At 40.3% G+C, this 12,556-nt stretch carries 13 protein-coding genes; 5 read left to right on the top strand and 8 right to left on the bottom strand.

The features are described 5' to 3' along the window. Positions 1-20: 20 nt before the first annotated feature. Complete coding sequence (gene bshA, locus HMAT_RS21405; protein ID WP_104384896.1) at positions 21-1,163, bottom strand: N-acetyl-alpha-D-glucosaminyl L-malate synthase BshA; 1,143 nt, start codon at positions 1,161-1,163, stop codon at positions 21-23. A gap of 259 nt (positions 1,164-1,422) precedes the next feature. Here bshA and HMAT_RS21400 point away from each other — a divergent pair, with 259 nt between their 5' ends. From HMAT_RS21400 to HMAT_RS21380, 5 genes are all read left to right on the top strand, one after another. Next, the gene (locus HMAT_RS21400; protein WP_104384895.1) at positions 1,423-2,142 is read left to right on the top strand and encodes a DUF1003 domain-containing protein; all 720 of its coding nucleotides are present in this window, start codon (positions 1,423-1,425) and stop codon (positions 2,140-2,142) included. Beyond that, positions 2,139-2,543: an alternative ribosome rescue aminoacyl-tRNA hydrolase ArfB gene (gene arfB / locus HMAT_RS21395; RefSeq protein ID WP_104384894.1), complete on the top strand. Its 405-nt coding sequence runs from the start codon at positions 2,139-2,141 to the stop codon at positions 2,541-2,543. Before HMAT_RS21400 ends, arfB begins: the two co-directional genes overlap by 4 nt. A gap of 149 nt (positions 2,544-2,692) precedes the next feature. Further along, the gene (locus tag HMAT_RS21390) at positions 2,693-3,061 is read left to right on the top strand and encodes a BlaI/MecI/CopY family transcriptional regulator (RefSeq protein ID WP_104384893.1); all 369 of its coding nucleotides are present in this window, start codon (positions 2,693-2,695) and stop codon (positions 3,059-3,061) included. Between the two features lie 29 nt (positions 3,062-3,090). Next, complete coding sequence (locus HMAT_RS21385; RefSeq protein WP_104384892.1) at positions 3,091-5,130, top strand: energy transducer TonB; 2,040 nt, start codon at positions 3,091-3,093, stop codon at positions 5,128-5,130. Between the two features lie 12 nt (positions 5,131-5,142). Next, positions 5,143-6,036 (top strand): hypothetical protein, encoded by an 894-nt coding sequence (locus tag HMAT_RS21380; protein ID WP_104384891.1) that lies wholly within the window; start codon positions 5,143-5,145, stop codon positions 6,034-6,036. A 36-nt stretch (positions 6,037-6,072) separates the two neighbouring features. Here the strand turns inward: HMAT_RS21380 and HMAT_RS21375 are convergent, their stop codons facing one another. The 7 genes from HMAT_RS21375 to accB all read right to left on the bottom strand — a co-directional run bounded on the left by HMAT_RS21375 (position 6,073) and on the right by accB (position 12,491). Beyond that, positions 6,073-6,363: a chaperone modulator CbpM gene (locus tag HMAT_RS21375; protein ID WP_104384890.1), complete on the bottom strand. Its 291-nt coding sequence runs from the start codon at positions 6,361-6,363 to the stop codon at positions 6,073-6,075. 4 nt (positions 6,364-6,367) lie between these two features. Beyond that, entirely contained in the window at positions 6,368-7,303 is a 936-nt protein-coding gene (locus tag HMAT_RS21370) for a DnaJ C-terminal domain-containing protein (protein WP_104384889.1), read from the bottom strand. 127 nt (positions 7,304-7,430) lie between these two features. Further along, entirely contained in the window at positions 7,431-9,005 is a 1,575-nt protein-coding gene (locus tag HMAT_RS21365; RefSeq protein WP_104384888.1) for a M28 family peptidase, read from the bottom strand. 183 nt (positions 9,006-9,188) lie between these two features. Continuing rightward, positions 9,189-9,635 carry a ribose 5-phosphate isomerase B gene (gene rpiB / locus HMAT_RS21360; RefSeq protein WP_104384887.1) on the bottom strand — a complete coding sequence of 149 codons (447 nt, stop codon included), beginning with the start codon at positions 9,633-9,635 and terminating at the stop codon, positions 9,189-9,191. 12 nt (positions 9,636-9,647) lie between these two features. Beyond that, a complete protein-coding gene (tatC, locus tag HMAT_RS21355) occupies positions 9,648-10,508 on the bottom strand; it encodes a twin-arginine translocase subunit TatC (protein ID WP_104384886.1) in 861 nt (286 codons plus the stop codon). A 76-nt stretch (positions 10,509-10,584) separates the two neighbouring features. After that, positions 10,585-11,940, bottom strand: a complete 1,356-nt coding sequence (gene accC / locus HMAT_RS21350; RefSeq protein ID WP_104384885.1) for an acetyl-CoA carboxylase biotin carboxylase subunit — start codon at positions 11,938-11,940, stop codon at positions 10,585-10,587. A gap of 71 nt (positions 11,941-12,011) precedes the next feature. After that, positions 12,012-12,491 carry an acetyl-CoA carboxylase biotin carboxyl carrier protein gene (gene accB, locus HMAT_RS21345; protein ID WP_104384884.1) on the bottom strand — a complete coding sequence of 160 codons (480 nt, stop codon included), beginning with the start codon at positions 12,489-12,491 and terminating at the stop codon, positions 12,012-12,014. Between the last annotated feature and the right edge of the window lie 65 nt (positions 12,492-12,556).

Below are 12,556 nucleotides of genomic sequence, written 5' to 3'. Positions count from 1 at the left end.
CTTAAGGCCAAAAATGATATTTATTGCGCTTTTGTGGTTTGATTAATCACTTCCTGGTAATATTGTTCGTATAAAGGCATGATATTGGACAATTGGAATTTTTTAGCATGATTTAATGCCGCTTCTTTAAATTTTTCCAATCTTTCTGCATCTTCTAAAATATAGATTGCATTCTTGGCCATATCATCTACATCACCCACATTGCTGAGGAATCCTGTGACCCCATTTTCATTGAGCTCTGGTAATCCACCTGTATTGGATGAAACTACCGGGACCTGACAAGCCATTGCTTCTAGTGCGGCCAATCCAAAACTTTCGGAACTGGAAGGCATCAGGAAGAGATCGGAAACAGATAGGATCTCTTCCACGGCATCCTGTTTGCCCAAAAAGCGAACATCTTTACACACATCTAATTCTCTGGATAATTCTTCGGCGTTGCGGCGTTCGGGCCCATCGCCTACCATTAACAGTTTGGAAGGAATGACATCATGTACTTTCTTAAATATACGAATAACGTCTTCTGTATTTTTGACTTTTCTGAAATTGGAGGTGTGCACCAAGATCCGTTCGTTGCCCGGAGCAATCGCTTTTTTGAAATGAGAGCGATCCCTATTGCTGAATCTATCGAGATCGATGAAGTTGGTAATCACTTTAATATCTCTGGAGATATCAAAATACCGAAGTGTCTCATCTTTTAGATTTTGTGAAACGGCGGTTACACCATCTGACTGATTGATCGAGAAGGTGACGACCGGACTAAAGCTCTTATCCTTTCCCACCAGCGTAATATCTGTACCATGAAGTGTGGTTACTACAGGGATATTAATGCCATAAGTCGTCAGCAATATTTGCTTTGCCATGAACGCTGCCGAAGCATGGGGAATTGCATAATGCACATGAATCAGATCCAGCTTTTCAAAACGTACAACATCAACCAGTTTACTGGCTAGGGCGGATTCGTAAGGTAAAAAGTCAAAAAGGGGATATTGGGATACTGCTACTTCGTGGTAGTATAGGTTTTCCGAAAAGAAATCTAGGCGTGCAGGTTGTCGGTAGGTTATAAAATGGATTTCATGTCCATTGGCCGCCAAAGCCTTTCCTAATTCCGTTGCCACAACACCACTGCCACCAAATGTGGGATAACAAACAATGCCTATTTTCATTGATATAATTTTTTATTTAGTGTTCGCTTTCATTGGTACAAATGAACTCGCTGCACTCGGTTCTATTTTAAAGGTAATGAAGGTTCAGATTTACCCACCTTTTCCTTGTGCGAATAAATCCTGATGATTTCATAACTAATTTTTTGTGCTGCAAATTTCGACTATTTATGCCTAAAATAACAAAAACCAATTGCCATAGTTTTGTGAATTTTTTGATTACTTAAAAAGCATTATCTTTAAGTAGACATTTAAGCGGTATATGGACAATTTCACAAGTGATATTTCAGGACAACAATTTCCTATCGAACAGCGTATTTGGGGCGCGTCTATTCGACAACCTATTTTTAAGTTGATTCGGAAGGAATATCCGAGTTTTGCGAAAGATAAGTGCATTGCTGCGACGGAGCTGACGCGGTTTAAGGAAGCTTATATTACGGAATTTTTGAAGGATGAGTCTGGACAGCTCAGTCAGTTGGATCAACAAGTGATACAAAGCTTTAAGGACAATAAGGTCATTAGTGCAGGTATGGACAGTGAGGTGGGGGGGGCGACTTCAGTTGGGGAGCGTATAGCGGATAAAGTTGCCGAATTTGGTGGGAGCTGGACATTTATTATTTCTTTCGTCGTATTTTTGCTGATCTGGATTGCGGTCAATATCTATTGGTTAAATAATAAGGGTTTTGACCCTTATCCATTTATTTTGCTTAATCTCATCTTATCTTGTGTTGCCGCCCTACAGGCACCTGTCATTATGATGAGCCAAAATAGGCAAGAGGCCAAAGACCGTGAACGGGCACGGAATGATTATATGGTCAACCTCAAAGCTGAACTTGAAATCAGGGAATTACATGAAAAAATTGACCATCTCATTATTCGCAAAGAGCAGGAATTGGTTGAAGTGCAGCGTGACCAAGTGGAAAAATTAGGCTTTCTGCTCAAGAAGATGGAAAAAATAGAAGAAGCATTTAAAAACAAATGAATATAACAGGATTAATAGGAGAGCTGACGTTTAAATTTTCACGGTCCGGTGGGGCAGGGGGGCAACATGTCAATAAGGTGTCCTCCAAAGTGACCCTACAATGGGATGTGGAGCAGTCGACAGTTTTATCAGCGGAGGAAAAGGCCATTCTGACTGAAAAGCTTGCAAACCGCATAAATAAAGAAGGCATTTTGCAGCTGGAATCTGATACAGACCGCTCGCAGGTACGCAACAAGGAAATTGCCATTGATCGTTTTCTTCACCTGGTGAAGGATGCCCTTATACCCATAAAACCAAGAAAGAAAACCAAAATACCCTATTCCAGTGTGTTAAAAAGACTAGGCCGGAAGAAGCAGCAGTCCCAACTGAAAGCTTCACGCAGACGTAATTTTGAGAACTAGTCTGTTATAAATTAGTATCTGGTTTAATTTTATTTTATTTATAATCAGTCACTTAGATATATAACTAAAGAAATAGTTGTAAAACTATTTCTTTAGTTATATACTTGTATGGTAATCGATTACAACAGTACTGTTAATATAAAGGAGTTATGGAAGATTTTAAAGAATTGACTAAAGCAGAAGAACAGATCATGCAGGAGCTTTGGGAAATGGAACGTGGTTTTGTCAAAGATATCATTGACCGACTACCTGAACCAAAACCTGCTTACAATACAGTTTCAACGATAGTGCGTATTCTCGAAACCAAGGGTTTTGTTTCGCATGAGTCTTTTGGTAAAAGCCATCAGTATTTGCCAAAGATTTCAAAAGAGGAATATAAAAAAGGAATCACTGGTAAGTTGTTGAATAATTATTTTGATAATTCTCCCAAAAGTATGCTTTCTTATTTTCTGGAAGAGAATAAATTGGATGTCAAGGAATTAGATGATATTCTTTCGATTATCCGACAAAACAAATAACAACAACCACCTCTTATAAACTTTTGATTATGATTTACTTATTGATTGTCAATGTTTCATTGATTATCAGCTTTGCGCTCTATAGGCTGATTTTTCGAAAACTTACCTTTTTTCAATGGAATCGGGTTTATTTGATCGGGATGATATTTTTCTCGCTCCTGGCACCCATTGGGATTTTTATTGAATTACCGAAAGCCGAGATAATCGCGTATTCCATACCGATGGTGGATCTGAGCGGCTATATGGATATTGCCATTAGCAACCCGCAGGAGCAGCCGATTTATTTGATAGACATAATGACTTATGTCTATTGGGCAGGGGTTGCGATTTCCTGTGTTTTCCTGATCGTTCGGCTAATGTGGTTATTTCGCGCTTTGGGTCATGAGCAGGACTATTTAAGTTTTTCATTTTTCAATAAAATCATCATTGGGGAGTCTATTAAAGACAGTGGCAGTATCGAATTACATGAGCGTGTACATGTCGATCAGGGCCACTCTTATGATTTGCTTTTGATGGAGCTGTTGAAAATTTTCAACTGGTTTAATCCGATTTTATATTTCTTTCAAAAGGAGTTAAAGTTCCAGCACGAATGTATAGCCGACGAAATCTGTTCGACAGATAAGGTGGCTTATGCCGAAATGTTGGTCGCTCATGCCCTGCAGACGGATCATCTTCCGCTGACGCATGAGTTTTCTAATCATTCGTTTTTAAAGAAAAGAATTATGATGTTATTTAAGAATAAGTCAACACAGAGACATAAGTTTTTGTATGTAACCATTTTACCGATGCTATTGGTGGTAACGGCTTCGACCCTGGTATTTAATACGAGCCGGGCAAAGGATCTTGTTACCGACGTGGAAAGCTCCATTAACCAATTGGAGATCCCCGGATCAAAAGAATCAGCTATGCCTGTTGAAGAATTGACCTCGTCTAACCAAGCATTGGGAGGGCAATGGAATGCGATTGCTGAACCTTCACCAACCGTGGCGGGAAGCAATGCTTATGCAAAGGGAGCCGCCGATGCCTTGATCCGGCAAGATACAACGAATCCTCGGAAGGATGCTGTTTTTACCGAAGTTGAAGTTGTTCCTGAACCCATTGGTGGAATGCGGCAATTTATGATGTGGGTTGGCAGCCATTACGACTACCCGAAAGCCGCATTGGAAAACGCAGTAAATGGTATTATTGAAATTTCCTTCATTGTAGAACAGAATGGGAGCTTGTCGGGTTTTGAAATCAAAAAAGACCTGGGCTATGGTACCGGTGAAGCTGCATTGAAGTTAATGAAAAGTGCAGCAAAATGGAACCCCGGCGTACAAAATGGTCGAAAAGTACGTGTGGCCTATACCTTACCGATTCGTTTAAATACTATGCAAGAGGACAGCTCGCCAGCTAAAGCACAAAAAGCGGTTGCTACCCCAAAGCTTGGTGTTGATGGCTTGAGCAGCTGGTTTGCCCAGAATTTTAAAATGCCACGGAAAATATCCAATAAAGACCTCGATCCCGTGATTGAAAGTTACTTCATTATTAATCCCGATGGTACAATCAAGTCTTTAAAAATCAGGACGGATCTGGACAAACAGTTTGTTGATCAAGCGACCAAATTATTGTCGCAGTCAAAATGGGAGCCTGCCCTGGTGGATGGTAAACCTGTTGAATCAAAAGCTGCCTTCTATTTCAAATTTGCCCCTAATGGTGGCTATGTAAAAAATTATACGCGTGTAGACGTGACATCAGAACCTATCGGAGGGATGATTGCTTTACGTGATTATGTCATGAAGAATTATAATCCAAATTCGACGGGCGAAGATGGGAATGTCGTTGTGCAATTCGTCGTTGAAAAAAATGGTCAGCTGAATAATTTTAAAGTAGTCAGTACACCTAATATGAAGGCTGGTGATGAGTTAGTCCGACTGTTGCGATCTGGAGCAAAATGGAAGCCCGGTATTCTTGATGGCAGCCCTGTTAGAAATCAATATGAGTTGACATTAAGGGTAATGAAGGTGAATGGTGATTTTTATGATGTTTACCGTTGGGAAGGATTAAAGATGCAGAATTTAAAATCTTAGAAGACCGTCCGGATGTTTAAAAAAGAAAGAACCTTACTTCTGTTTATCGCGCTGTTGCTGTATTCTATACTATCGTCCTGCAAATCCTATCAAATAGTGCCTAATGGCTACACGGTGGAGGGGGATGAATATTTTATCAATATTGACAAAGAACTCGCTGTATTTTTGGGAGATGATGTTTTAAAAGAGGAAAATTGGCAAACCCATGTTGGACCGATCAATGTCAGTAAGGTTGATACGAAATATAAAAAGGTACTTAAGCATCTAAATTATCTGGACACAGCTTATAAAGTATTGTTTACAGGGCGTCTGAAGGGAAAATATAGTTATGATATTCTTGCTGTGATAAACAACTTCCCAAATATCAAGGGTCAGAAAAATCATTTGCTGGATTTGACGACTTTTCAGCGGGAGGAAAACAAAGAGGGGCGTTATTTCTATAGCACAACTGCATTTAGAGGACAGCAGGTATTGCATTTTGTCATTCCGTTCGTTGATAAGCTCTGGCAGGAAAAAATGGTCAGCATGATCTTTCTGCTTCCGGCTGATTTTAATGATATCGATTGGGCGAAGGATATTGTATTATCTAATGTGGCTATGTATCGTGACCGTTATGAGTTTACGCCAAGCCGTACGGAGATCTTATGTCCTGATGATGGAAGCCGCTCGCATCTGGACTATAAGATTCCTGAGGAGAAGATTAATAAAACCGGATATATGCTGATGAAGGCATATGGAAATGTTAATGGGAAGCGTACATTGGTGGTTTATCGACTAATGAAACCAAAAGATTTTTATGGATCCTTTGTTGTCTGTAAAGGCGATTATGAGATTAACTATACAACATTGCAGGATAAGATTGTCTGGCAGACCAAAATCAATACCGAAGTGGATGTTGTATTTTAGTTGTTCTATTTTATTGAATCGTATAAAAGCCTTGGATTAATAGTCCAAGGCTTTTAGTTTATTTTTGAGTTGCAAAATTTCATGTTGAAGTTGTTCGACCCTATCCAATAGGTGGCTGGCCACTTGGATTCCCTGTGGATTTACTTCCAGGTCATAATATAAATTGGAGAAGCGTTCCAATTTCTTGAGTTCATCTTCGTCGATATATTGTTCTTCCTGCTGGATGACAATATGAATGAGTCCATATTCCTCCATGGTCTGTAGAAAAGTTGTTTCAACCTTTCTGGACTGACAGAAGTCTATCACTTTTATGAGTGTCGTTTCCATAAGATTATTGTTTTAAATCCTTCAATTGTTGAAACAGCGCTTTTTCGTCATCGGAAAGATTGCTGGGCATTTTGATGTTGAGGCTTACGTAGAGGTCTCCAAATTCACCTTCTTTGCGGTAGATTGGAAAACCCTTGCCCTTGAGCCGCATTTTTGCGCCGTTTTGACTTTCGGGTTTGATCTTTAATTTGACCTTACCGCCAAAGGTGTCGAGTGTTGCCTCGCCACCTAAAATCGCCGTATAGAGGTCTACATCCAGCGAGGTGTACAGATCATTTCCCTGACGTTTGAAAGTTGCATCGGGCGTGATGTTGATGGTAATATATAAATCGCCTTTAGGGCCACCATTGATTCCTTCGCTACCATAGCCCTTTAATTTGATTTTCTGTCCATCCTCAACACCTGCATGAATCGTAATACGGATACTCTTGCCGTTGATATTAAAGGTTTGTTGGTGGGTAGTGTAGGCCTGTTGGAGCGTTAAACTCAGTTCGGCATTAAAGTCCTGCCCACGGAAGGTACTTTGTCTGCCACCACCGCGTCGACTGCCAAACATCTGCTCGAAAAAATCTGAGAATTGACCATCATCAAAATTTCCGGTATACTCGTAGGAACCCGAACCGCCTCCAAATGGGGTCCCGCCGCTGCCAAAAGGATTGCCACCGCCAGATTGGGATTGTCGGTATTGCTGTTGTGCTTTTTCGTACTCCTCTCCATGTTGCCAATGTTCGCCATATTGGTCATATTTTTTACGTTTCTCGGGATCGGATAAGACTTCATTCGCTTCATTGATCTCCTGGAACCGTTGTTTAGCCTCATTATCATTGGGATTGACATCAGGATGATATTTACGCGCTAGTTTTCGATATGCTTTTTTGATATCATCCGCCGAAGCCGTTTTATCAATGTCAAGCACTTTATAATAGTCTACAAATGCCATATATCTTTTGCTGTGTTATAATAAATATAACAAATATTTAGGGGCTTTGTTCTCGATTTTGATCAAAAACACAAAGTCCCGGGAATTTAATACCAGGGACTTTGTTCGTTTATTGAAAAGCGTATACTTATTCTTTGTTACTGTCTATTGCCAGGCGATTTTCTCTATTGGCGATCTGCCATGCTGTAAAAAAGACCAATTTTTCCCGTTTGACCATCAGCGGGAAGTCGATTTTATCATAGGTGTCCGCCGGTGTGTGATAGTCCGGATGGAGGCCCGAAAAATAGAAGATGGATGGTATGCCTTTCTTTGCAAAGTTATAATGATCAGAACGGTAATAAAGACGCATTGGATCTTTGGGATTGTCATACATGTAATCTATCTCCAGTTTGGTGTTTTTGTCATTTTCATCTTTATTGATCTGATAGAGTTCAGAGCTTAGTTTGTCTGAACCGATCGCATGAATATAATCATGATTTCCTTTGAGATGTTTGTCATCGACACGCCCGATCATATCGATGTTGATACAGGCTACTGTATTTGCCAAAGGAAAGACCGGGTTTTCGATATAAAATTTAGAGCCGAGTAAACCTTTTTCTTCAGCTGCATAGGTAATAAATAAAATACTGCGCCTTGGACCATTACCTGCGGCTTTTGCGCGGGAAAAGCTACGCGCGAGCTCAAGTACAGCCGTTGTTCCGGATGCATTGTCATCTGCACCGAAGAAGATGTTTCCTTTGGAATCTTTGCCGTCGTGATCATAATGCCCGCCAATGACGACAATTTCATCTTTTTTGTCAGTTCCTTCTAAATATCCCAGGATATTTGGGTCAGTTAAAGGTTTTGCATTTGTGCCAAACTCCGCTTTAAGGTTTGTACTGATCGCAAAGGAATTTGCCTGTCCGGAACGGTTGATTTTACCGACAACAGCCGCAAGATTTGTCCGTGCCAGATTGAATATATAATTCGCTGCATGATCGGTAATGTTGACCACGGGGATCATAGGGGATTTTTCGGGTGCCGGCTGATCTATGGCCAGGTTAAAGCGGCCTTCGGTAGCACGGTCTCCCGCATCTTCAAGTAATTGCGAAAGCTGACTGTTGACAGCCAGCACCAACTTTGGTTTCTTCTTGAGAATTTCCTTTATTTTTTTATTTCTGCTTGTCGACCAGTCAGACGGTGTCTTTTTTCCGGTAATCCAAGAATTTCCCTTGTCATCCGTCGGTTCTCCTTCATTCAATAACATGACAACTTTATTGGTCAAATCTAAACCGTTGATATCAGAATACTTTGGATCATCTATGCCGTAGCCTACGAAGATAATCTCATTGCTTTCAAAGAGTTTGTCCTCGTTGTTACCAATGACAAAAATATCTTTTCCGTTTAGAAAAGGTCTGTCATTGATTGTAAATTGACTGACCTTAAAACTGTTATGTATAAGCTGAAGAGGTTGGAAATAAGACCCGTTGACCGGAGCTGAAAGCCCATATTTCTTGAACTCGTTTGCGATATAATCTGCAGCCAGCTGCCCGCCTTTTTGTCCTGTTCCTCTTCCTTCAAAGTCTACGGAAGCGAGTGTCCGCAAATGCTTTTGTGTAGATTCTACGGTGATTTCGCTGGCATATTTGCTGCTAACGTCCTGTGCCTGAGCACAGCTCACCATAGCAAATGCTACCCAGATCAGGTTATGTATTTTCTTCATTGTTTATTTTATTCATTTGGTGTTTAATACAGCGATCTAGGTACTGTTAAGCCTAGACATTAAGCTGTATCTATTACTTTGTTTTTATGATTCCCGCCTTCCTTACATCTACACAATATAACTAAAAAAGCGGATGAAAAGTATGGTTTACTTCTCATCCGCTTCTTAAAATATGTTAATTTATTAACAGCTGCAAGCTATTTTGTTGACACGGTTGGCATGACGACCACCTTCAAATTCTGTTGTCATAAAAGTTGACACGATCTTTTTAGCTAAATCAAGATCTATAAATCGGGCCGGCACACATACGACATTCGCATCGTTGTGTTGGCGTGCCAATGCGGCAATTTCCTCCAGCCAACAGATTGCGGCACGGATATTTTGATGTTTATTGGCAGTGATCGCAACACCATTTGCGCTGCCACAAATTAATACGCCAGCATCAGCCTCTTTGTTTTCTACTGCGGATGCGACTGGGTGGGCAAAATCTGGGTAATCTACTGAATCTGGCGAGTTTGTACCAAAATCCGTTACTTCATAACCCAATTCATTTAAAAAGCTAACCAATGCTGTTTTGTACTCAAAACCTGCATGGTCACTTCCAATCGCAATTTTCTTTACGCTGCTCATTCTATTGTTATTTTATTTTTCTTGTGCTAATTTTTTTCTTTTGACATCTGCAGAGACCATGATACTTACTTCATATAATAAGAACATCGGAGCTGCAACAGTCAGCATCGTGATAATATCTGCAGAAGGTGTGATGATCGCTGCTATGACCAAAATGATTACGGTTGCATAACGACGGCTGGCGCGCATAAATTCAGGTGTCATAATTCCTATTTTAGAAAGAATAAATACCAGAATCGGAAGCAGGAAAACAATTCCACAACCTAATGTCAATGTTGCAATCGTAGACAGGTAATTGTCAATGGTAATCTGGTTGACAATTTCGTCACTTAAAGATACGTTCGCCAGGAAATTGATGGATAGGGGTACAACGATATAGTATCCGAAAAGCGCACCTAAAATAAATAACATGGAAGAGTAAAACACAAATCCACGTGCCGACCGTCTTTCTACATCTGTCAGTGCTGGTTTTACAAATAGCCAAATTTCGAATAAGAGATAGGGAAAACCCATCATCAAAGCCATCAGTAGACAAGAGTTTATCTGGAGCATGAATTGCCCAGCTAATTCCGTATTGATAATGTTAAAAGGTATTTTCTTAACACAGAAGTCAGCAAGATTAAAAGCATCGGCAGCTTTACACATCATGCGATAAGTCCAAAAATCCAGATTTTTGGGCCCCATGATAATATCTTTAAATACGAAATCGTAGAATGTGAACGCGATTCCCGCAAAGATACAGATTGCAATAGCTGAACGAACCAAATGCCATCTTAAGACCTCAAGATGGTCAAAGAAAGACATTTCTGCTTCTATATTCTTTCCCTTATTTTTGATAGCTTGTATTAGATCTTTCGAATTTGGTGTACTCATAAAAATTGTTTGGAAACAAAAATACCATTCTTATTGTAAAGAATGGTATTTTTTATGTATGTAAAGATAATTTTATTTAATCTTCTACAGGATATTCAGTTAGGTCAAATGTTTCCATGAACTTTGTTGTGAAATTGCCTGCTCTAAAGTTAGGGTCACGCATCAATCTCAGATGCAAAGGAATGGTTGTTTTGATCCCTTCAATTACAAATTCACTCAGTGCACGCTCCATGGTACAGATCGCTTCTTCACGTGTTTGTGCCACAGTGATCAATTTAGCGATCATCGAGTCATAGTTTGGTGGGATGGTATAGCCCGAGTAAACGTGTGTATCTACGCGTACGCCATGGCCTCCCGGAGAATGAAAGTTCGTTATTTTGCCCGGTGAAGGACGGAAATTGTTGAACGGATCTTCTGCATTGATACGACACTCGATCGCGTGCATTTCCGGTTCATAATTTTTTCCGGAGATCGGAATACCAGCAGCAACCTTGATCTGTTCTTTGATCAGATCGAAGTTGATCACTTCTTCTGTGACAGGATGCTCTACTTGAATACGCGTATTCATCTCCATAAAATAGAAGTTACGGTGTTTGTCAACCAAAAATTCGATTGTACCGGCACCTTCATAGTTTACAGCTTTTGCACCTTTCACCGCAGCTTCACCCATTTCAGCTCTTAATTCAGGTGTCATAAATGGGGAAGGAGATTCTTCGATCAATTTTTGGTGACGACGTTGGATCGAGCAGTCACGTTCGGATAAGTGACATACTGTACCAAACTGGTCGCCTACGATCTGGAATTCAATGTGACGGGGTTCTTCAACATATTTTTCAAGGTAGATACCATCATTACCAAATGCTGCCGCAGATTCAACACGAGCAGAATCCCAAGCTGGTTCGAACTCTTCGTCTTTCCAGATGATGCGCATCCCGCGACCGCCACCTCCGGCAGTTGCTTTAATAATAACAGGGTAACCTATTTCATTGGCCAATGTGATGCCTTCTTTTACGTTTGAGATCAAACCATCTGATCCCGGAACAGTAGGCACACCTGCTTGTTTCATGGTATCCTTCGCACGGGACTTGTCGCCCATTTTCTCAATTTGTTCAGCAGTAGCACCGATAAATTTGATGCCATACTCTGCACAGATTGCTGAAAAACGAGCGTTCTCAGACAAGAAACCATATCCTGGATGAATTGCATCTGCATTTGTCAATTCAGCCGCAGAAATAATATTAGGAATGTTTAAGTAAGAATCTTTACTCGGTGGAGGGCCAATACAGACCGCTTCATCAGCAAAGCGTACGTGTAAGCTGTCTCTATCTGCGGTTGAATATACTGCAACACTTTTGATACCCATCTCACGGCAGGTACGGATAATGCGCAGGGCAATCTCTCCTCTATTTGCAATTAATATTTTTTTAAACATTTTCTTGAATTATGAAGTTTACAAAAATGTAGCCCTTTGGAGGCTACATAGTATTCATTTACGTTTGTAAATTACTTAGGCTCTACTAAGAATAATGGTTGATCATACTCAACAGGTTGAGCATCTTCTACCAAAATCTTAACGATTTTACCAGAAACTTCAGATTCGATTTCGTTGAACAATTTCATTGCTTCAACAATGCACAATACAGAACCAGTATTGATATCATCTCCAATATTAACGAAAGACGGTTTACCCGGGCCTGCTGAACGGTAGAATGTACCGATCATAGGTGATTTAACGGTAATCAAGTTTGCGTCATTGCTAGCGGCTGGCGCAGCAGGAGTAGCCACAGGAGCTGGAGCTGCTGCTTGAGCAACCGGAGCGGCAGCAACAGGTGCTACAGCAGGAACAGTAGCTGTTACGTACGTAGGCTCTTGATTTGTTTTTATTGTAATTTTAAAATCTTGCTCTTCAATCGAGACTTCATTCACACCTGATTTTGAAACGAATTTAATCAAGTCCTGAATTTGTTTGATATCCATACCCATAGTATTCTAGGTTTTGTTTGTTTCTTAAAAAATTCTAACTGTCAAAAGTAATAAATTATACCATA

Origin of the sequence: Sphingobacterium sp. HMA12 (genome assembly GCF_002933815.1) — a bacterium.
Lineage (GTDB): Bacteria > Bacteroidota > Bacteroidia > Sphingobacteriales > Sphingobacteriaceae > Sphingobacterium.
The sequence above is the reverse complement of the archived record's forward strand: the minus strand, read 5'-3'. Positions and strand labels throughout refer to the sequence as shown.